Source organism: Brevundimonas sp. NPDC058933 (assembly GCF_049315965.1).
Taxonomy (GTDB): domain Bacteria; phylum Pseudomonadota; class Alphaproteobacteria; order Caulobacterales; family Caulobacteraceae; genus Brevundimonas.
Genome location: NZ_JBMOSL010000002.1, coordinates 1 through 20,665, shown reverse-complemented (window position 1 = coordinate 20,665; position 20,665 = coordinate 1). Strand labels below are relative to the sequence as shown.

Below are 20,665 nucleotides of genomic sequence, written 5' to 3'. Positions count from 1 at the left end.
CCCTTCCCTTCATGGGGAGTGTGGTCGCGTCAGCGGCCGGGTGGGGCAGGCGCCGTTCTGTCGCTGCGCGAGCCGCCTTCTCCCGCAAGGGGGGAAGGAGGAGAGGCGGCTTCTCGCCCTGGGGGAGAAGGGCTAGGTTTGGGCATGCCTGAATTACCCGAAGTCGAAACCGTGCGGCGTGGTCTGGAGCCGGTGCTGGAGGGGGCGCGGCTGACGATGGCGCGTCAGAACCGGCCGGATCTGCGCTTTCCCTTTCCCGAGCGGTTCGTCGAGCGTCTGGACGGGGCGACGGTGCTGCGGCTGGACCGGCGGGCCAAGTATCTGCTGTTCCCGCTGTCGACCGGCGAGACCTGGGTGACGCATCTGGGCATGACCGGGCGGTTCACGCTGGAAGGCGCGGCGCCGGGCGTGTTCGAGACGGACGCACCGGTCGTCGGCAAGCATGAGCATATGAGCCTGACGGTCGAGCGGGACGGGGTGACGACGCGGCTGGGTTATGCCGACGCGCGGCGGTTCGGCTTCATGGGGCTGATCCCGACGGAAGCAGTCCAGGGGCATGCCTGGTTTGCGGGTCTGGGACCGGAGCCGCTGGGCAACGGGTTTTCCGCCGCCCATCTGGCCGAGGTGTTTGCGGGCAAGACGCAGAACATCAAGGTCAGCCTGCTTGACCAGAGGAATGTCGCGGGACTGGGCAATATCTATGTCTGCGAAGCCCTCTATCGGGCGCGGATCTCGCCGCTGACGCCGGCGGGCAAGGTCAGCCGGCCCCGACTGGAACGGCTGGCGACCGAGGTGAGGAACGTCCTGGTCGACGCCATCACGGCGGGCGGCTCGACGCTGAAGGACTTCGCCAATGTCGAGGGCGGGCAGGGCTATTTCCAGCATCGCTTCGACGTCTATGGCCGCGAGGGCGAGTCGTGCCGGACGGAAAACTGTTCCGGCGTGGTGACGCGCGTGGTCCAAGGCGGGCGTTCGACCTTCTTCTGTCCGGTCTGCCAGAAGGGTTAGGGCGCGGGTGTTCCAGTGGGCGGGCTGAGGCGCTAGACCTGCCGCGAACGATATAGAGGAGCGCCTCCATGGCCGACGCCTATTCCACCCTGCTGATCGAACGCCACGCCGACGGCTATGCGGTCGTCACCCTGAACCGGCCCGAGGCGCTGAATGCGCTGAACACCACCCTGACCGGTGAGCTGGGCGACTTCCTGGAGAGCGTGGCCGACGATGACTCCGTCAGGTGCGTGGTCCTGACCGGCTCGGTGACGGCCTTCGCCGCCGGCGCCGACATCAAGGAGATGGCGGACCAGGCCTATGCCGACATGTATCGCGGCAACTTCTTCGCCCGCGCCCATGACCGGGTGGCGAGCTTCCGCAAGCCGATCATCGCGGCGGTGTCGGGCTACGCCCTGGGCGGCGGCTGCGAGCTGGCCATGCTGTGCGACTTCATCATCGCCTCGGAGACGGCCAAGTTCGGCCAGCCCGAGATCAACCTGGGCGTGGCCCCCGGCATCGGCGGTTCTCAGCGCCTGACCCGCGCCGTGGGCAAGGCCAAGGCGATGGACATGTGCCTGACCGGCCGGATGATGGACGCGGCCGAGGCCGAGCGGGCCGGTCTGGTCTCGCGCGTGGTGGCGTCCGACGCCCTGCTGGACGAGGCGCGCGCGGCGGCGGCCAAGATCGCCGGCCAGTCGATCCTGGCGGTCATGGCCAACAAGGAGCTGGTCAACGCCGCCTTCGAGACGACCCTGACACAAGGGGTGGTGTTCGAGCGCCGCCTGTTCCACTCCCTGTTCGCGTTCGAGGACCAGAAGGAAGGGATGGCCGCCTTCGTCGAGAAGCGCAAACCCGTCTTCACGGGGCGCTGAAACCCAGGCTGTGATTCAATTCCGGCCGGGTCGCGTTGACCGGCCGGAGCCTTTCCGCTATAGCCGCCCGCTCTTGAGATTTCCTCGCCGTGGACGTGGGTTCGCGGCGTTTTCGTTCGAAGGTTTTACCCGATGGCCAACAATGCAGGCGCCCGCAAGGCGATCCGCAAGATCGAAGCGCGGACCGAAGTAAACAAGGCCCGCCGCACCCGCGTCCGTACTTACCTGCGTAAGTTCCAGGAAGCCCTGACGGGCGGCGACGCCGCCGCGGCCAAGGCCGCCTTCATCACGGCCCAGTCGGAACTGATGCGCGCCGTGTCCAAGGGCGTGGTTCACAAGAACACCGGCTCGCGCAAGGTTTCGCGTCTGGCCGCCCAGCTGAAGAAGCTGTCGGCCGCCTGATTTAGACGGCGTCGCGGACGGGCTTTCACGCCTTTGTCAAACGACGTCATCTGACGCGTTCGGATGACCCGTAACGGGGTTGTCGCAAGAAAATCCAGCGATTTCAACGGCGAGGAAGCGCAAGCTCCCTCGCCGTCTTGCTGTCTGGCGCTAAGCGACTGATGGAATCCGCTGATCGAAATTGGGGCGAAACGGCCATTTTCTCAAGCGCGGCCGAGGTTTGCCGGAGTCAAACAATTTAAGTGCGAATCTCGACTCGAATCAGCGTTGATCTCCGGCGTGCGACGCGTAAGTTTTGGCCGGTAACGCACTTCCATCCCAATCCGGATGAAGACGGGGGAAATCAATGGTTTCCGCCGGCGGGAGACGTCTGTCCGTGAGTATGACCCCACCTGTGAAGCCTCGGCTTTTCGGGACAGGAGAAGTCGTCCCGGCAGTCGCCTTCGACGTGCGTTCGTTCGGTGGTTCTAGCTCTTGGCGGGTGTGTTTTGACGATATTGGGGGGCGCGGCGATGACGGGCATGACGGATCCTGACCGTATCTGGACTGAGGCGGCGGGCCGCCTGAAGACCGAGATCGGCGACGGTCCGTTCAGCAGCTACATCGCGCCGTCGGCCGTGCGGCTGGACGCTTCGGGCAATCTGATCCTGGTGACGCCGACCGCCTATGCGCGGGACTGGGTGCGCAAGAACGCCCTGCGTCGCATGAACGAGCTGTGGCTGGGCCTGGACGGCCTGTCGCGCCGTCTGGATGTCCGTTGCCGCGCCGAGGTGGGTTCGCCCGCTCCGGCCACCGCCTTCCCCGCCGGCGAGGCTCCGCGCCTGGCCTCGGTGGGCGGCGTGGTCGCCCCGGCCATGGCGTCGGCCGCCTCCTCCTTCGCCCCCTCGACCGACGGCGCCCGCGCCGTCCGCGCCGCCGGCCTGCAAGAGCGCCTGACGTTCGACAGCTTCGTCGAAGGCCAAGGCAACGCCTTTGCCCTGGCCATCGCCAGGCAGGTCGCCAGCTGGGCCGACGGCCATTTCAACCCGGTCTTCTTCTGCGGCCCCTACGGCTACGGCAAGACCCACCTGCTGAACGCCATCGCCTGGGAGGCGCAGCGCCTGCGCCCCGACGCCAAGGTGGTCTATCTGACCGCCGAGCGCTTCCTCTCGACCTTCGTGCGCGCCATGCAGGACCGCTCGACCGCGGCCTTCAAGGAAAGCCTGCGCTCGGCCGACATGCTGCTGCTGGACGACGTCCAGTTCGTCGGGGGCAAGACCTCGACGCAAGAGGAACTGCTCAGCACCCTGACCGCGCTGATCGAGGACGGCAAACGCATCGTCCTGTCGGCCGACCGCGCCCCGACCGCCCTGACCGATGTCGAGCCGCGCCTGCGCAGCCACCTGTCCGCCGGCCTGACCTGCCCGGTCGAAGCCGCCGACCGCAATCTGAAGATCGCCGTGGCCCAGTCGCGTCTGCACGCCCTGGCCCGGCTGGGCGTCGTGACGGGCGAGGCCCGCACCGACGTGCTGGAACACCTGGTCGACCGCACCCCCGGCTCGATGCGTGAACTGGAAGGCGCCGTGAACACCCTGGCCGCCGTCGCCGGCGCCCGCCTGTCGACCCTGGGCGTGGACGAGGCGCAAAGCCTGCTGGGCGTCGCCCTGCGCGGCGGCCCCGAGCGTCGCATCACGGTGGACGAGATCCAGAAGACGGTCGCCGACCACTTCAACCTGAAGCAGGCCGATCTGCTGAGCGAGCGCCGCACCCGCGCCATCGCCCGGCCGCGCCAGATCGCCATGTACCTGTGCAAGCAGCACACGACCCGCTCCTATCCCGACATCGGCCGTCGCTTCGGCGGGCGCGATCACACGACCGTCCTGCACGGCGTGCGCAAGATCGAGGAGCTGATGCCCAAGGAAGAGCAGATCGCACGCGACGTGGAAGCCCTGACCCGCAAGCTGCGCGGATAAGGTTTCGTCCACGGCCAGCCTGTGGATAGCGGGGGCAGACGTCACAGGATGTCGGCCCCCCGTTGCCCCCGCCGCTCAATGCGCTAGTGTTCCAGCCCATCCTTACGGCGACGCTGATGAAGGCGTCGCGGCCCGGGCGAGACCACATGCAGCTGACCATCGAACGTTCCGCGCTCCTGAAGGCCCTCGGGCATGTTCAGAGCGTGGTCGAGCGCCGCAACACCATTCCGATCCTGTCGAACGTGTTGCTGAGCGCCGGGCGCGATCGCCTGGCCTTCGCCGCCACCGATCTCGACATGGAGATGGTGGACGAGGCCGAGGCCCAGGTGAATGTCGAGGGCCAGATCACGGCCTCGGCCCACACCCTGTACGAAATCGTCAAGAAGCTGCCGGACGGCGCCGAGGTCTCGCTGACCTATTCGGGCGACGATCCGCGTCTGGTCATCTCGGCGGGCCGGTCCAAGTTCAACCTGCCGGTCCTGCCGGCCGGCGACTTCCCCATCATGTCGACGGAATCCACGGGCGCGCGCTATTCCCTGCCCAAGGAAGACCTGGCGCGGCTGATCGACAAGACCCGCTTCGCCGTCTCGACCGAAGAGACGCGCTACTATCTGAACGGCCTCTACCTGCACACGGTGGCCGAGGGCGGCATTCCCCTGCTGCGCGCCGTGGCCACCGACGGCCACCGTCTGGCCCTGGCCGAGACCCCGGCGCCGGAAGGCGCGGCGGGCGGTCCCGGCGTCATCGTGCCGCGCAAGACCATTGATCAGGTCCGCCGCCTGCTGGACGACGGAAACGGCCCGGTCGAGGTCCAGGTCTCGGCCCAGAAGATCCGCTTCGAGTTCGGCCAGGCCAGCCTGACCTCCAAGGTTATCGACGGCGCCTTCCCCGACTATCTGCGCGTGATCCCCAAGGGCAACGACAAGCAGGCCGACATCGACAACGCCCTGTTCGCCAAGGCCGTCGACCGCGTGGCCACCATCTCGGCGGAAAAGAGCCGCTCGGTGAAGCTGGCCTTCGACAACGACCGGGTGAAGCTGACCGTCCGCAACATGGAGGCCGGTCAGGCCGAGGAAGAGGTCGAGATCGGCTATTCCGAAGAGCCGTTCGAGATCGGCTTCAACGCCCGCTATCTGCTGGACGTCGCCGGCCAGATCACAGGCGAGACCGCCCACTTCAAATTCGCCGACCCGGCGTCGCCGACCCTGGTGCTCGATCCGGCCGATCCGGGCGTGCAGTACGTGCTGATGCCGCTGCGGGTGTGAGTTGACCGATCCTGAGCCACGCCTAGTTTTTCGGGGCGCGGCATGGAAGTCGGGGCTCAGAACGCTTGGGGGGATCTTCGGCATCGTGGTCGCTGTCTGGATATTGGACGGCGACTACGAATCTTATCGGTATCCGAAAGCGACGCGCGAGATCGTCGCGATCGGCTGCATGGCGGCGTTTGGTTGGCTTGCTGCTCTGTCTTTCCTCAGGCTGTGCCTTCCCCCTGAACTTGTCCTCACCAAGGAAGGGTTCAGCGTTCGAGGTCTGAGAAAGACCCGGTTGATACCCTGGGAAGACATTCAGAGTTTCGAGTTGGTTGAGCGCCGAGGTGGAGGCGTGGCTGGCTATGTCCTCAAACCGGGTGCGAGGATGCGTGTCCGAGGCTTGCCGCGGCTCATGGCCGGAGTTGATGGGACCATTGCTGTATCTCCTGAGGAATCGCCGGGGTATGTCGTCAAAATTCTGAATGACTGGCGTCGGCGCTATGCGCCGCCGTCCTGACCCAAGCATGATCACCTCCCTCGCCCTCACCGACTTCCGTTCCTATGCGAGCGCCAGCCTGCCGGTTTCCGGCGGGGCCGTGGTGCTGCATGGGCCGAACGGGGCGGGCAAGACCAATCTGCTGGAGGCCATCAGTCTGCTGACCCCCGGCAAGGGTCTGCGCGGGGCGACGGCGCAGGAGATGGGGCGGCGTGAGCCGGGCGAGGCCCTGGGGCGGGCCTGGGCCGTCATGGTCACTCTGGACGAGGATGGCGAAGAGGTGCGTCTGGGCACCGGGGTGCAGACGCCGGGGGCGGCAAGGCGCATCGTCCGCATCGACGGGGAGACGGCCCCGCCGGGACGGCTGCTGGATCACCTGCGCCCGGTCTGGGCCACGCCCGAGCAGGACCGGTTGTTTTCCGACGCGCGGGCGGCGCGGCTGCGCTTCTTCGACCGGCTGGTCTTCGCCGCCGATCCTGACCATGCGGCCACGGTCTCGACCTATGAAAAGGCCCTGCGCGAGCGGTTGCGGCTGCTGACCGACGGGGCGGAAGGCAAGCCCGCCGACCCCCTGTGGCTGGACGCGCTGGAGGCGCGGCTGTCCGAGGCCGGGGCGCGGGCGGCGATGGCGCGCACCACGGCGCTGGCGGCCTTGCAGGCGGGTATCGACGCGCGCGACGACCGGCCCTTTCCCCAGGCCGATCTGGGTCTGACCGGCGAGGCTGAGGCGATGGCGGCGGCCGGCGCGGACGAGGCCGACATCGTCGGGATGCTGGGCGAGGGCTTTGTGCGGGCGCGGGGGCGCGATGCGGCGGCGGGGCGGTCGCTGTTCGGGCCGCATCGTTCGGACCTGACGGCCCTTCACCGCGAGAAGAACCGGCCCGCCGCCGAAGGCTCGTCGGGCGAGCAGAAGGCCCTGGTGCTGAACCTGATCCTGGCCCAGGTCGGGCGGCTGGCCAGTCCTGGGTTCGGCCAGAAGGCGCAGCCCGTTCTGCTGCTGGACGAGGCTCCGGCCCACCTCGACGAGGTGCGGCGCGCCGCCCTGTTCGACGAGATCGAGGCCCTGGGTCTGCCGGCCTTCATGACCGGCACCGAGCGCAGCCTGTTCGCGGCGCTGGAAGGGCGGGCGCAGTTCGTGAGCGTGGAGGGCGGGGCGCTGCTCGCGGGCGAGTAGGCGCATTCTCCCTCCCCTTCATGGGGAGGGTGGCCGAGGCGTAGCCGAGGTCGGGTGGGGGCGCTTCGGCTATTCAGGCGCTGCGTCTTTCTCGCCTCGCCCTCCCCACCCGGTCGCTGTGCGACCACCCTCCCCATGAAGGGGAGGGAGAGGGGGACAAGGAGTGGCTTTTCCTGTCAAATTTCCTATATGTTATCGACGTCGGGGCGCGGTGAATTGCGACCTGATGCAGACGGCTGAAAGGCCGTCTTTTCCCTGTCCGTCCGCGGACCCTGAGCCGACGTTTTCATGACCGACCAGACTGACGCCTCGCCGGAATACGGCGCTGATTCCATCAAGGTTCTCAAAGGCCTGGACGCGGTGCGCAAGCGCCCCGGCATGTATATCGGCGACACCGACGACGGCTCCGGCCTGCACCACATGGTCTATGAGGTGGTGGACAACGCCATCGACGAGGCCCTGGCCGGTCACGCCGACCTGGTCACGGTCACGCTGAACGAGGACGGCTCGGTTACCGTGACCGACAACGGGCGGGGCATCCCGACCGCCATCCACGCAGAGGAAGGCGTGTCCGCCGCCGAGGTCATCATGACCCAGCTGCACGCCGGGGGTAAGTTCGACCAGAACTCCTACAAGGTGTCGGGCGGTCTGCACGGCGTGGGCGTGTCCGTGGTCAACGCCCTGTCCGACTGGCTGGAGCTGGTCGTCTATCGCGACGGCAAGAAGCACAGCGTCCGCTTCGAGCGCGGCGAGACGGTGCGTTCGCTCGCCGTCATCGGCGACGCGCCGATGCGCGAGGACAAGGGGCGCCTGCTGACCGGCACCGAGGTCACCTTCTATCCCTCGGTCACCACCTTCAGCCACATCGACTTCGACCTGAAGACGCTGGAGCACCGCCTGCGCGAGCTGGCCTTCCTGAACTCCGGCGTGGTCATCAAGCTGTCGGATCACCGCGGGGCCGAGCCGGTCGAGATCCTGCTGCACTATGAGGGCGGCGTCGAAGCCTTCGTGCGCCACCTCGACAAGTCCAAGACGCCGATCCTGAAGGACGTCATCGTCATTCGCGGCCAGAAGGACGGCATCGAGGTGGATCTGGCCCTGTGGTGGAACGACAGCTACCACGAGACCATGCTGTGCTTCACCAACAACATCCCGCAGCGGGATGGGGGCACCCACCTGTCGGCCTTCCGCGCCAGCCTGACCCGCGTCATGGGCAGCTATATCGAGAGCTCGGGCCTGGCCAAGAAGGAGAAGGTCGCGCCGACCGGCGAGGACGCCCGCGAGGGCCTGACCTGCGTTCTCTCGGTCAAGGTGCCGGACCCCAAGTTCAGTTCGCAGACCAAGGACAAGCTGGTCTCGTCCGAGGTGCGCCCGGCGGTCGAAAACCTCTGCTCCGAGGGCCTGTCGCAATGGTTCGAGGAACACCCGGTCGAAGCGCGACTGATCGTATCCAAGATCATCGAAGCCGCCTCGGCGCGTGAAGCCGCCCGCAAGGCGCGCGACCTGACGCGGCGCAAGTCGGCGCTGGAGATCAGCTCCCTGCCCGGCAAGCTGGCCGACTGTCAGGAACGCGATCCGGCCAAGTCCGAACTCTTCATCGTCGAGGGCGATTCCGCCGGCGGCTCGGCCAAGCAGGCGCGTAACCGCGAGAACCAGGCCGTCCTGCCCCTGCGCGGCAAGATCCTGAACGTCGAGCGGGCGCGCTTTGACCGGATGCTGTCGTCGGAGCTGATCGGCACCCTGATCCTGGCCCTGGGGACCGGCATCGGCCGCGACGACTTCAACGCCGACAAGCTGCGCTATCACAAGATCATCCTGATGGCCGACGCCGACGTCGACGGCGCCCACATCCGCACCCTGCTGCTGACCTTCTTCTATCGTCAGATGCCGGAGCTGATCGAACGCGGCCACGTCTACATCGCCCAGCCGCCGCTCTATAAGGTGTCGAAGGGCAAGCAGCACCGCTACGTCAAGGACCAGGCGGAGATGGACGCCTACCTGATCGAGGAGGGCTGCGGCGACGCCGAGCTCGACCTGGCCAACGGCGAGCGCCGCATGGGTCTGGACCTGCAGGCCCTGGTGCGCGAGGCTAAGGCCTTCAAGGCCCTGGTCGACCGTCTGGCCGCCCGGGCGCCTGCCTTCGCCATCGAGCAGGGGGCCCTGGCCGGCCTGTTCACCGAGACCGGCGAGCTGGAGGCGCGCGCCGCCAGCGCCGCCGAACGCCTGAACCTCTATGCCGAAGAAGGCGACGGCGCCTGGTCGGGCGCGCGCGCCGAACAGGGCGGGGTCCTGTTCAGCCGCGTCCGTCGCGCCGTGACCGAGACCATCGTCCTGGACGAGCAACTGGGCCGCTCGCTGGACGCCCGGCGTCTGGCCGAGCGCGCCGGCGCCTTCGAGGGGCTGTTCGACCAGCCCGGCGTCTATCGCCGCAAGGACAAGTCGACGACCATTCGCGGCCCTCTCGACCTGCTGAACGCGGTGCTGGACGCCGGCAAGAAGGGCATGGCCATCCAGCGCTACAAGGGTCTGGGCGAGATGAACCCCGAGCAGTTGTGGGAGACGACGCTGGACGTCAACGCCCGCACCCTGCTGCAGGTCAAGGTCGAGCATGGCGACGACGCCGACGACCTGTTCGCCAAGCTGATGGGCGACGTGGTCGAACCGCGCCGCGAGTTCATCCAGGAAAACGCCCTGGACGCCGCCGTCGACGTCTGACGCCAACCCCGACCGTCTGACTGCATGACTGGCCGTCCTGGCGGGCGGCCAGGGCGGCAACTGGCCATGCGACGACGACAGCTATGGCGACGGCGACGCCCGGGGGCGTTTCGACAAGCCGCGCACCGGGACCTGTGATGAATGGCACGGCCAGCGCCGCGCTGCTGATCACCGAGACGCCTTGAGGCTCGGCGCCGGGCCTATTGGTCTTCGTCGAACTTGCGGGCGACGAGGTCGCTGAGGGCCTCGATGGCTTCGGCGGCGTCGGGGCCGTCGGCTTCGATATCGACGCCGCAGCCGATCCCGGCGCCCAGCATCAGCAGGCCCATGATCGAGCGGGCGTCAACGGTGACGCCGTCGCGCGTGACGCGAATCTCGGATTCGAAGCTGGAGGCCAGCTTGACGAACTTGGCCGAGGCGCGGGCGTGCAGCCCGCGCTGGTTGCAGATGCCGACGGTGACCTGGATGGGGCCCTGAACAGAAGCGTCGGTCATTTTTCGCCCGCCAGAACCCAGGACGCCACCGAGATGTATTTGCGCCCCGCGTCCTGCGCATGGGCGACGCAGGTCTCCAGGTCTTCGCGACCGCGCACGCTGGCCAGCTTGATCAGCATGGGCAGGTTCAGCCCGGCGATGACCTCGGCGTGGGTCTGCTCCATCACCGAAATGGCCAGGTTGGAGGGCGTGCCGCCGAACATGTCGGTCAGCAGGATGACGCCGTCGCCGTCGTTCACGGCGGCGGCCGCATCGACGATGTCGCGGCGGCGTCGCTCCATGTCGTCCTCGGGGCCGATGCAGATCGCGGCCACGCCCCTTTGAGGGCCGACCACGTGCTCCATCGCCGCCAGAAATTCGGAGGCCAGGCCCCCGTGGGTGACGATCACCAGCCCGATCATGAAGGCTTCACCAAGACAATACGCCCCGCGCTTCTGCTCTCAGCGAGCGCCTCTGAGGCGCCCGGACTGATCTGCAAGCCGGCCTTCATAGGCCAATCGCGCGCCGGTTCAAAGAGCGGCGAGCGCAGTTGCGACCACCTGACCCGCCGAGGCCGGGCGAGGGTCCAGGCGCAGGCGTGGAATCGTCACGTCGTCCCAGGTCCAGGTCGCGGCTTCGGGCAGGCGCTCGACGGCCTCGTGGGTGCAGGCGACAGCCAGCATGATCCGGGCGATGGGCTGGAAAGGCGTGGTGACGATGCCCAGGCCGCGCGCCTCGATCCGGCCGGCGATGGTGGTCGGGGCGGAGGCGTAAAGGGTGTTGTCGGAGGCCCAAAGATGGGTCCAGTCATCGGCGATCAGCCGCCAGCCCTGGCCGATCAGGCGCAGGGCCAGATCGCTCTTGCCGATGCCGGACGGGCCCTGGATCAGGACGCCGCGCCAGCCCTGCGGCGTATGTCGGGCTACGGCGGTGGCGTGGATCGGCTGCATCCGCGCGGTCATGGGCGGCGTCCGGCCAGGGGCAGCAGGACTTCAAAGCGGGCCCCGACCACGGCGCCGGCCGCGTCTACACGGTTCTCGGCATGGACCCGCCCGCCGTGGGCGTCGATGATCTGGCGCACGATGGACAGGCCCAGCCCCGAATTGGCGCCGAAGGCCGTGCCCTTGGGGCGCGAGGTGTAGAAGCGCTCGAACACGGTTTCTAGGTTCTCCGCCGGGATGCCCGGGCCGTCGTCCTCGACGCGGATGCGCAGCGGCAGGTCGGCCCGGCTGTCGTCGCGTTCCAGGCGCACGCGGACCTCGCCGTCCGGCGGGCTGAACGAGCGGGCGTTGTCGATCAGGTTGCGGAAGACCTGGCCCAGAGGAATGTCGCGGCCAAGCACGCGCGCGGCCTCGGCCGTCGAGGCGAAGCGGACCACGGCCTCGCCCGGCTTCTGACTGCCATCATAGACCGCGACGATGTCGCCCAGCAGTTCGTTGAGGTCGATCAGGCGGGGCCGGTCGCGTGACAGCTCGGCGTCCAGCCGCGAGGCGTTGGAGATGTCGGTGATCAGCCGGTCCAGACGACGCACGTCCTGTTGCAACAGGTTGGTCAGGCGCGCTCTCTGCTCGTCGGTCTTGACCAGGGGCAGGGTCTCCAGCGCCGAGCGGATCGACGTCAGGGGGTTCTTGATCTCGTGGCTGACGTCGGCGGCGAAGCGTTCGATGGCGTCCATGCGCGTCGAAAGGGTGTCGGTCATCGACTCCAGGGCGCGGGCCAGGTCGCCGATCTCGTCCTTGCGGTCTTCGAGGTCGGGCAGGGAGATGGCGCGGGCGCGTTGCAGGCGCACCTGATCCGCCGCCGCCGACAGTCGCATGACCGGGCGAGCCACGAACATATGCAGCACCAGCGCCGACAGCAGGTTCACCGCCAGGGCCACCAGGGCAAAGGGCGTCAGGGCGCGGCGCTGGGCCGCCAGGGTCTCGTCCACGTCGCCCGCTTCCAGCGTCAGCACGCCGAGCACCTGCTGCACGTGGCGAACGGGCAGGGAGACCGAGACGACCCGGTCGCCGTCCTCGTTGCGACGGATGTCGGCCTGGGGCGCGCCTTGCAGGGCGCGCTCGACCTCGGCTGAGAGTTCGGCGTTGGCGCGCGTCAGTCGCGCTTCCTCACGCGGCGTGGGCTCGCTGGAGGGGACCGGCGTTCCGGCGGGACGGGCAGGGGGCAGGCTCTCGCCCGGAATGGCGTCGGTGACGGCGTAGCTGTCTGAAACCAGCAGGCCGTCCTGATCATACAGGCGCGCCCGCTGGCCCGCAGGAATGAAGTTGTCGCGCAGCCACAGGCCCGCCGATCCGGGGTCGAGCATGGGATAGGGCTCGCCCCGGGTGATGCCCAGCTCGCCCAGCACATTGGCCAGAAGCTCGGCCTGGACCGACAGGGATTCCTGCCGCGCCTCGATCAGGCCGCGTTTCCATTCATTCAGCGCCAGGGCCCCGCCGAACAGGATCAGCAGGCTGAGCAGGTTGAGCGCGAGAATGAAGCCGCCGAGGCGCGATCCGCCGAAGCGGAAACGGCGCCGCGCCGGGGCGTCCTCGATCTCAGCTTTCGCGGTAGCGGTAACCGACGCCATACAGGGTCTCGATCGCGTCGAACTCGGGATCGACCACCCGGAACTTCTTTCGCATCCGTTTGACATGGCTGTCGATGGTGCGGTCGTCGACATAGACCTGATCGTCGTAGGCGGCGTCCATCAGGCTGTCGCGGCTCTTCACGAAACCGGGGCGCTGGGCCAGGGCCTGAAGCAGCAGGAACTCGGTGACGGTCAGCTTGACCGGACGGCCTTCCCAGGTGCTCTCGTGGCGCGCCGGGTCCATCGACAGCTTTCCGCGCTTGATCGCCTTGCCGGCGGCTTCGGCGGCCGTCTCGACCTCGCCGCCGTCGGCGCCGGTGCGGCGCAGCAGGGCCTTGACCCGCTCGATCAGCAGACGCTGGCTGAAGGGCTTGTGGATATAGTCGTCGGCGCCGAGGTTGAAGCCGAGGATCTCGTCGATCTCCTCGTCCTTGGACGTCAGCATGATGACCGGGATCTGCGAGGTCTGGCGCAGGCGGCGCAGCACCTCCATGCCGTCCATGCGCGGCATCTTGACGTCCAGGATGGCCAGATCCGGCGGCGTGGCCTCCAGCGCTTCCAGGCCCGAGGCGCCGTCATGATAGGCCGTGACCTTGTGGCCGTGGCTTTCGAGAGCCAGGGACACGGAGGCGACGATGTTTTCGTCGTCATCGACCAGAGTGATATTGGCCAAGAGCTTCTCCTGAGTGCGGGCGGCGGCGGTCGTTCGATCATCCGTCGCAGTTGAAAGCTCAACGCGCGACAAGCGTAACCGTTCTATTCCATCGTGGTGACATTACGGCCACAGCAAATGGTTCGCCAGAGCCTGTCTTTCAACCTTGGCCGTGAAAAGGCGAAACCTCGCCTTAAAGCCTGAGGGCGCAGGATGGCCGGTCGATACGCGAAAGACGCCATGGCCGGTCCGGTTCACTACGAAATCTATATTCGCAAGACGCCGCCCGCGTCCTGGTCGCTGTCGATGGCGACCGAGGACCGCAAGACGGCGATCGAAACGGCCGAGGACCTGCTGCGCGACGGTCAGGCCTGCGCCGTGCGCGTGACCAAGGAGACGCTGGACCCCGACACCATGGAGTTCGCCAGCGTCAACGTCCTGACGCGCGGCGCCCCCGAGATGAAGCAGAAGGTGAAGGTTCGCGAGGAGCGGGTCGGCCCCAGCTGCCGCGGGGTCCAGGACCTCTATACCCCCCACGCCCGCGACCTTATCAGCCGCGTGCTGGAGGACTGGCTGACCCGCCAGGGCGCGACGACGTTCGAACTGCTGCACCGGCCCGATCTGGCCGAGCGGCTGGAGGCCTCGGGCGTCGAGTTGCAGCACGCCATCCAGAAGGTGGCCGTGCCGGAAAGCCAGGCCACGGGGCAGCCGGTGCATGATCTGGTGCGCCACTATCTGAAACTCAGCGAGCAGGCGATCGAACGGGTTCTGCAGGCGGGGCGCCGCAACCAGTTCCCCGGTCTGGCCGAGCGTTCGATCGCCGATGTGGCGCATCGGCTGAGCGGCTCTGCGGACCGCGCCTTTATCATGGGCGGGGTTGTCGCCGGTGCGCTGAAGGGGGTGAAGGGCGCCCGGGCGCGCCTGGACCGCCTGATGGATCTTTGCGACCGCGCGCCGGCGGACGGGCCGCCGCGCGCCCTGGTCTTCGTGCCGGTCGAGCAGGTGCTGTGCGAGCTGTTCGGTTCGCGCGCCAGCCTGGCCCAGATCGTCGGCCCGGCGCTGGATCAGGGCTCCAGCCTGGCGGCGGTGGTGCGCATGGTGGCTCCCCGCGAAATCAACGCCCTGATCGCCCGCGACGCCCGGCTGGCCGTTCTGGTGCCGCCGGTGGAGGGCGGCCCGGCGCGGCTGGGCGAACGGCTGGCGGCGGGCGACTTCCCGCTTCTGTCCGCATCGCTGGCGCGAATGGTGGTGCGCGAACTGATGAGCCCTCGTCGGCTGCGGCCCAATGACCCGCAGGGGGAAATCGACATCCTGCGCGCGCTGGCGGTCGCCCTGACCGCCACGGCCGGTCGCCTGCTGACGCTGGAAGAGGTGCAGACCGCCTTCAGCGAGCGCTCCAAGAGCCTGGTGACAGCGGACTTCGTCGCCGCCTATGTGCGCGGCTGCCCCACGGCGCTGAAGGAGGCGGAGCGGCTGGCGCGGCTCTGCGAGAACGTCACCGGCGGCGCCAACAAGCGTGCGGCGGCCCGGTGGCTGGACGCCTGTGTCACCTCCCTGCGCTTCGAAACCGAGATGCGGGCCATGAGCCAGGCGCCCGGCCAGAAGCTGATCGCCCTCAGCGCCCTGCAGCGTGCCGTGGGCAATGCTGCGCTGTCGGACCGTGATCGCGACGCGATCGTGGAGGCGCTGGGCGTGGTCGGGGGCTCCATCGAGGCGGACGCCAGGCTGACCGTCCAGATTGTGCGCGCCCCCGTGCCGGCGACGCAGAAGCTGGCGGCTCTTCTGCGTCTCGCCGCTGCCGAAACCGGGCCCACGGGCCCGGTCGCGGAACGGGCCAGGGCCGAGGCGATCAGGCTGTTTCGATCTCCCGAGGTGCGCACGGCGCTGGGCGCGGCGCCTGACGCCGTGCAGGCCTTGCGACCGCTGATGAAGGCGGTCGGCCTGGCCGCCTGAACGCCGTCAGTCGAAGATGTCGAAGATGTCCATCCGCTTCTTCTTCTTGCGGTGGTGGTAGTCGTCGTCGCGATGACGATCATCCTTGTAGCGCGGCGGCTCGCGATAGCCCTGAGGTTGTCCGCCCCAGGGTTGTTGCATGGGCTGCTGCTGGACCGGCTGCTGATAGGTCGGCTGCGACGCGGCCTGAGGGGCGGAAGCGCGGCCTTCCTCGGCGGCGCCGGCCATCAGTTTTTCCAGTTCGCCGCGATCCAGCCAGACGCCGCGGCAGCTGGGGCACATGTCGAACTGGACGCCGTTGCGGTCCAGCGTCTGCATGGCGGCGTTGTCATTGGGGCACATCAGTAGGGGCATGGGGTCCTCAAGGTCGAAAGATGCGGTCCGACATCACGTCGCCAAAGCGCCGCCAGAGGGGCCCGTCCCGCTGAGGATAGAGTTAGGGTGGCGCCGGCCCTGCGACAACGTGCGCAGACGCCGCAGCCCCGGCGGCCCACGTCAGCAGGTCTGCCCTGCCGCCCAGCCCGACGACCAGGCCCACTGGAAGTTGTAGCCCCCCAGCCAGCCGGTGACATCGACCACCTCGCCTATGAAGAAGAGGCCGGGGACGGCTTTCGCCTCCATCGTCTGCTGGTCCAGGGCGGCGGTGTCGACCCCGCCCAGGGTGACCTCGGCGGTGCGATAGCCCTCTGATCCGACCGGCTTGACCGTCCAGGCGTTGACGGTCTCGGCCATGGCCCGCAGCTTCTTGTCGCCGACCTCGGCCAGCTTGCCGGCCAGACCCTCGCGGGCGCAGACGACCTCGGCCAGTCGGCGGGGGATGATGTGGCCCAGGGCCGTATGCACCGCCTGCTTGCCGTTCTCGGTCTTGGCCGCCAGCATCCGGGCGGCGACGTCCTCGGTCGGGGCCATGTTGACCGTGATGGCCTCGCCCTCGCGCCAGTAGGAGCTGATCTGCAGGATCGACGGGCCGGACAGGCCCCTGTGCGTGAACAGCATGGCTTCGGTGAAGCTGGCGGGCCTCGACTTTTCCGTCGTCTTGACCACAGCGTCGACGGCGACGCCGGCCAGCGGGACAAGCTGCTCCAGCAGGCCGGGCTCGAAGGTCAGCGGCACCAGGGCCGGACGCGTCTCGGTCACCCGCAGGTCGAACTGGCGCGCCACCTCATAGCCCCAGCCGGTCGCGCCCATCTTCGGAATGGACTTGCCGCCGGTGGCCACCACCAGCGACGCCGCCGAGACGCGCGTGCCGTCATCCAGATCGACGACGAAGCGCTCGCCGTCGCGGGCGATGGCCTTGACGCCGAGACCCAGCGACAGGGTCACGCCCGCCGCCTTCATCTCGTCCGTCAGCATACGGATGATCTGCTTGGCGCTGTCGTCGCAGAACAGCTGGCCCAGGGTCTTTTCGTGCCAGGCGATGCCGTGGCGCTCGACCATCTTGAGGAAGTCGTGCGGGGTGAACCGCTTCAGCGCCGACAGGGCGAAACGCGGGTTCTCGCTCAGGAACTCAGCCCCGCTGGTTCTCGTATTGGTGAAGTTACAGCGCCCGCCGCCCGAGATGCGGATCTTCTCGCCGGGCGCGCGGGCGTGGTCGATGACGCGCACGCGACGACCGCGCTTGCCCGCCTCTATGGCGCACATCATGCCGGCCGCGCCGGCGCCGACGATCAGGACGTCGAGGGTCTCGTTCTTCATCGCCCCGCCCTAGCAGGCGCGGCCGCCTGAGGCGACCTCGGAAGGCCCTGTTACAGACCCAGAGCGATGCGATAGCTGGGATGCACGACGTCGGCGTACTCGGGATGCTTCTTCAGATAGCTGGCGAAGAAGGGGCAGGTCGGCAGGATGACCAGACCGCGTTCCTTCAGGTCGGCCAGGACGTGCTTGGCCATCCGGCTGGCGATGCCGCGTCCCTCCAGCGGAACCGGCACGATGGTCTCGGTGATCAGCAGGCCGCCCGCCACCTTGTTGTAGATGACCACGGCGGTCTGGCCGTCCACCGTCAGCTCGTAACGGGTGGCCTCGGCGTTGTCGTGGATTTCGGGGTCCATGGCGGTCTCCATCAGTGGGCTTCGTCCCAGTTGTTTGCGGCCTTGGCCTCGACCACCAGAGGCACGGTCAGGGCGACGGCGGGGTCGGCGGCGCCTTCCATGATCTTGCGGACCACGACCAGGGCGCGTTCGGCCTCGGCCTCGGGGGCTTCGAAGATCAGTTCATCGTGGACCTGCAACAGCATGCGGGTCTTCAGCCCCGCCTCGGCCAGGGCGGCGGGCATGCGGATCATGGCGCGGCGGATGATGTCGGCGGCGGCGCCCTGGATCGGGGCGTTGATGGCGGCGCGTTCGCCGAACTGACGCTCGGCGCCCGACTTGGAATGGATGGCCGGGATGTGGATGCGACGGCCGAAGACGGTGGTGACGAAGCCGTCGGCCTTCACCTGGGTCTTGGTCTTGTCCATGTAGGCGCGAATGCCGGGGAAGCGCTCGAAATAGGTCTTGATATAGGCCCCGGCCTCGCCCTGATCGATGCCCAGCTGGGCCGCCAGACCGAAGGCCGAGATGCCATAGACGATGCCGAAGTTGATGGCCTTGGCCCGGCGGCGGGTTTCCGACGGCATCCCTTCGACCGGCACGCCGAACATTTCGGACGCGGTGGCGGCGTGAATGTCGAGACCGGCCTTGAAGGCGCGCTTCAGCTCGGGGATGTCGCCGATGTGGGCCAGCAGGCGCAGCTCGATCTGGCTGTAGTCGGCGCTGATCAGCACATGGCCCGGCGAGGCGATGAAGGCCTGACGGATCAGGCGGCCCGTCTCGGTGCGGATCGGGATGTTCTGCAGGTTGGGATCGGACGAGGCCAGACGCCCCGTCGTCGCCGCCGCCAGCTGATACGACGTATGCACCCGGTGCGTCGTCGGGTCCGAGGCCGCGACCAGGGCGTCGGTATAGGTGCCCTTGAGCTTTGACAGCTGACGCCAGTCCAGGATGGCGCGCGGCAGATCGTGTGTCAGCGCCAGTTCTTCCAGCACGCTGGCGTCTGTGCCCCATTGGCCGGATGCGGTCTTCTTGCCGCCGGGCAGGCTCATTTCGCCGAACAGGATCTCGCCGATCTGACGCGGGCTGCCGACGTTGAAGGGCCGGCCCGCCAGCTTGTGCGCCTGCTCCTCCAGCTCGGCCATGCGCTGGCCGAAGGTCGAGGACAGGGAGCGCAGACGGTCGGGATCGACCCGCACCCCGTTCAGCTCCATGTCGGCCAGGACGGCGGGCATGCCGCGTTCCAGCGTCTCATAGACCGTGGTCAGGCGCTCGGTCGCCAGACGCGGCTTCAGCAGCTTGTAGAGGCGCAGGGTCACGTCCGCGTCCTCTGCGGCGTAGCAGGTCGCCGGCTTCAGCTCGACGTGCTTGAAGCTCTTCTGGCTCTTGCCCGCGCCCGCCACGCTCTTGAACGGGATGGTCTCGTGGCCGAGGTGCAAACGCGCCAGCTCGTCCATGCCGTGGCTGTGCAGCCCGCCTTCGAGGACGTAGGAGATCAGCATGGTGTCCTCGATCGGGGACACGCGGATGCCGCGCCGGGCCATGACGGCGAGGTCGTACTTGATGTTCTGGCCGACCTTCAGAACCGCCGGGTCTTCAAGCAAAGTCTTGAGCCGTTCCAGCGCGGTGGGCTTGTCGATCTGCGTCAGCGGCTCGCGCGTCTCGCCCTGGGCCGGTTCCAGGCCGAAGTCGAAACCGCCGCTCAGCGCCGCGTCGCCGCTCGGCTCATGGTCGTGGGTCAGGGGGACGTAGCAGGCCTCGTTCGGGCCGACGGCGATGGAGACGCCGCACAGGCCCGCATGGGTGGCCGACAGGGCGTCGGTCTCGGTGTCGAAGCCGATGATCCCGGCGGCGCGGGCGCGGGCGATCCAGCGGTCCAGATCCTCCAGCGTCTGCACGCACTCATACTTGTCGCGGTCGAAGTCGTGGACCGCGTCGGGCGTCGCGACCTCGGTCTGACCATAGCGCGGGGTGGCGACCGGAGCGCTGGGCTGACGGGCGAAGGCCGAGCCCTCCTTTTGCGGCGCCTTGCCGTCGCCGACGCGGCGCAGCAGGGAGCGGAACTCCATCCGCTCCAGGAACTCGGACAGCACCGCCGGGTCGGGATCGCGGATCAGGAAGTCGTCGACCGGCTCGGGCGCCGGGGCGTCGCAGGTCAGGGTCACCAGTTCGCGCGACAGGCGGATCTGGTCGGCGAAGGCGATCAGGGTCTCGCGGCGCTTGGGCTGCTTGATCTCCCCTGCGCGGGCCAGAAGCGTGTCGAGGTCGCCGTACTCGTGGATCAGCTGGGCCGCCGTCTTGGGCCCGATGCCGGGGGCGCCGGGGACGTTGTCGACGCTGTCGCCGATCAGAGCCTGGACCTCGACCACCTTGTCCGGGGTTACGCCGAACTTCTCGAACACGGCCTCTTCGTCCAGCCGTTTGTCCTTCATCGGGTCGTACATGACGACGCCGTTCCCGATCAGCTGCATCAGGTCCTTGTCGGAGGAGACGATGACCGCCTCGCCGCCCATGTCGCGGACCTTGCAGGCATAGGTGGCGATCAGGTCGTCGGCCTCATAGCCGGGCAGTTCCAGGCACTGGACGCCGAAGGCGGCGGTCGCCTCGCGCACCAGGGGGAACTGCGGGACCAGATCCTCGGGCGCCGGCGGGCGGTGGGCCTTGTACTGATCGTAGAGGGTGTTGCGGAAGGTCTTTTCCGAATGGTCGAAGACGGCGACCAGATGGGTCGGGCCGTCCTCGCCCTTCATGTCGCGGATCAGCTTCCACAACATGTTGCAGTAGCCCTGAACCGCGCCGACGGGCAGGCCGTCCGACTTGCGCGTCAGGGGCGGCAGGGCGTGGTAGGCGCGGAAGATATAGGCCGAGGCGTCGATCAGCCAAAGCCGGGGCGGCGGTCCGTCCTGGGTCAATTCACGCGCGGGGGGGCGGGCGGCGGATTCGATGGGCGCGTCGGTCATGGCGCGAACATAGGGGGCGACGACGGTCGCGTCATCGCCTTAAGCAATCCTCCCCTGCGAAGCGGGGGAGGGGGACCATGCGCAGCATGGTGGAGGGGGCGCGTCCGGTGGCCGAGGCGTGTGCTGCGGGGGCTCCCGCCGCCACGGCCAGCCCGGCGGCGGCCGTGGCCGCCAGGACCG

The 20,665-nt window shown here is 68.1% G+C and carries 18 protein-coding genes; 9 read left to right on the top strand and 9 right to left on the bottom strand.

What is annotated here, in order from left to right; translation table 11 throughout:
* The first annotated feature begins 144 nt into the window (after positions 1-144).
* The 8 genes from mutM (at position 145) to gyrB (ending at position 9,851) form a co-directional block, all read left to right on the top strand.
* The gene (gene mutM, locus ACOZBP_RS06040; protein ID WP_422675510.1) at positions 145-1,008 is read left to right on the top strand and encodes a bifunctional DNA-formamidopyrimidine glycosylase/DNA-(apurinic or apyrimidinic site) lyase; all 864 of its coding nucleotides are present in this window, start codon (positions 145-147) and stop codon (positions 1,006-1,008) included.
* 68 nt (positions 1,009-1,076) lie between these two features.
* A complete protein-coding gene (locus tag ACOZBP_RS06035; protein WP_422675509.1) occupies positions 1,077-1,862 on the top strand; it encodes an enoyl-CoA hydratase in 786 nt (261 codons plus the stop codon).
* Between the two features lie 132 nt (positions 1,863-1,994).
* Positions 1,995-2,264, top strand: a complete 270-nt coding sequence (rpsT, locus tag ACOZBP_RS06030; RefSeq protein ID WP_114817932.1) for a 30S ribosomal protein S20 — start codon at positions 1,995-1,997, stop codon at positions 2,262-2,264.
* 512 nt (positions 2,265-2,776) lie between these two features.
* The gene (dnaA, locus tag ACOZBP_RS06025) at positions 2,777-4,216 is read left to right on the top strand and encodes a chromosomal replication initiator protein DnaA (protein WP_422675508.1); all 1,440 of its coding nucleotides are present in this window, start codon (positions 2,777-2,779) and stop codon (positions 4,214-4,216) included.
* A gap of 146 nt (positions 4,217-4,362) precedes the next feature.
* Entirely contained in the window at positions 4,363-5,481 is a 1,119-nt protein-coding gene (dnaN, locus tag ACOZBP_RS06020; protein ID WP_422675507.1) for a DNA polymerase III subunit beta, read from the top strand.
* A gap of 1 nt (position 5,482) precedes the next feature.
* On the top strand, positions 5,483-5,983 hold the full coding sequence (locus ACOZBP_RS06015) for a hypothetical protein (protein WP_422675506.1): 501 nt from the start codon (positions 5,483-5,485) through the stop codon (positions 5,981-5,983).
* Between the two features lie 7 nt (positions 5,984-5,990).
* A complete protein-coding gene (gene recF, locus ACOZBP_RS06010) occupies positions 5,991-7,136 on the top strand; it encodes a DNA replication/repair protein RecF (protein WP_422675505.1) in 1,146 nt (381 codons plus the stop codon).
* Between the two features lie 288 nt (positions 7,137-7,424).
* Positions 7,425-9,851: a DNA topoisomerase (ATP-hydrolyzing) subunit B gene (gene gyrB, locus ACOZBP_RS06005; RefSeq protein WP_422675504.1), complete on the top strand. Its 2,427-nt coding sequence runs from the start codon at positions 7,425-7,427 to the stop codon at positions 9,849-9,851.
* A gap of 200 nt (positions 9,852-10,051) precedes the next feature.
* Here gyrB and ACOZBP_RS06000 read toward each other — a convergent pair whose 3' ends face one another.
* The 5 genes from ACOZBP_RS06000 to ACOZBP_RS05980 form a co-directional block, all read right to left on the bottom strand.
* Positions 10,052-10,345 carry an HPr family phosphocarrier protein gene (locus ACOZBP_RS06000; RefSeq protein ID WP_422675503.1) on the bottom strand — a complete coding sequence of 98 codons (294 nt, stop codon included), beginning with the start codon at positions 10,343-10,345 and terminating at the stop codon, positions 10,052-10,054.
* Positions 10,342-10,746 carry a PTS sugar transporter subunit IIA gene (locus ACOZBP_RS05995; RefSeq protein WP_292085094.1) on the bottom strand — a complete coding sequence of 135 codons (405 nt, stop codon included), beginning with the start codon at positions 10,744-10,746 and terminating at the stop codon, positions 10,342-10,344. The genes ACOZBP_RS06000 and ACOZBP_RS05995 overlap by 4 nt, the downstream gene beginning before the upstream one ends.
* A gap of 108 nt (positions 10,747-10,854) precedes the next feature.
* Positions 10,855-11,286: an HPr kinase/phosphorylase gene (locus ACOZBP_RS05990; protein WP_422675502.1), complete on the bottom strand. Its 432-nt coding sequence runs from the start codon at positions 11,284-11,286 to the stop codon at positions 10,855-10,857.
* The gene (locus ACOZBP_RS05985) at positions 11,283-12,893 is read right to left on the bottom strand and encodes an ATP-binding protein (RefSeq protein ID WP_422675501.1); all 1,611 of its coding nucleotides are present in this window, start codon (positions 12,891-12,893) and stop codon (positions 11,283-11,285) included. The genes ACOZBP_RS05990 and ACOZBP_RS05985 overlap by 4 nt, the downstream gene beginning before the upstream one ends.
* Positions 12,862-13,566: a response regulator transcription factor gene (locus ACOZBP_RS05980; RefSeq protein ID WP_422675500.1), complete on the bottom strand. Its 705-nt coding sequence runs from the start codon at positions 13,564-13,566 to the stop codon at positions 12,862-12,864. The genes ACOZBP_RS05985 and ACOZBP_RS05980 overlap by 32 nt, the downstream gene beginning before the upstream one ends.
* 192 nt (positions 13,567-13,758) lie before the next feature.
* Between ACOZBP_RS05980 and ACOZBP_RS05975 the strand changes: the two genes are divergently transcribed.
* Positions 13,759-15,498 (top strand): hypothetical protein, encoded by a 1,740-nt coding sequence (locus tag ACOZBP_RS05975; protein ID WP_422675499.1) that lies wholly within the window; start codon positions 13,759-13,761, stop codon positions 15,496-15,498.
* Positions 15,499-15,504: 6 nt separating this feature from the next.
* On the opposite strand, the gene ACOZBP_RS05970 is transcribed toward ACOZBP_RS05975, so the two are convergent.
* From ACOZBP_RS05970 to polA, 4 genes are all read right to left on the bottom strand, one after another.
* On the bottom strand, positions 15,505-15,852 hold the full coding sequence (locus ACOZBP_RS05970) for a zf-TFIIB domain-containing protein (RefSeq protein ID WP_422675498.1): 348 nt from the start codon (positions 15,850-15,852) through the stop codon (positions 15,505-15,507).
* Between the two features lie 141 nt (positions 15,853-15,993).
* Positions 15,994-17,193 (bottom strand): NAD(P)/FAD-dependent oxidoreductase, encoded by a 1,200-nt coding sequence (locus tag ACOZBP_RS05965; protein WP_422675497.1) that lies wholly within the window; start codon positions 17,191-17,193, stop codon positions 15,994-15,996.
* A gap of 50 nt (positions 17,194-17,243) precedes the next feature.
* Positions 17,244-17,546, bottom strand: coding sequence for a GNAT family N-acetyltransferase (locus tag ACOZBP_RS05960; protein ID WP_422675496.1), 303 nt, complete (start codon positions 17,544-17,546; stop codon positions 17,244-17,246).
* Between the two features lie 11 nt (positions 17,547-17,557).
* Positions 17,558-20,470, bottom strand: a complete 2,913-nt coding sequence (gene polA / locus ACOZBP_RS05955) for a DNA polymerase I (protein ID WP_422675898.1) — start codon at positions 20,468-20,470, stop codon at positions 17,558-17,560.
* Positions 20,471-20,665: the final 195 nt, after the last annotated feature.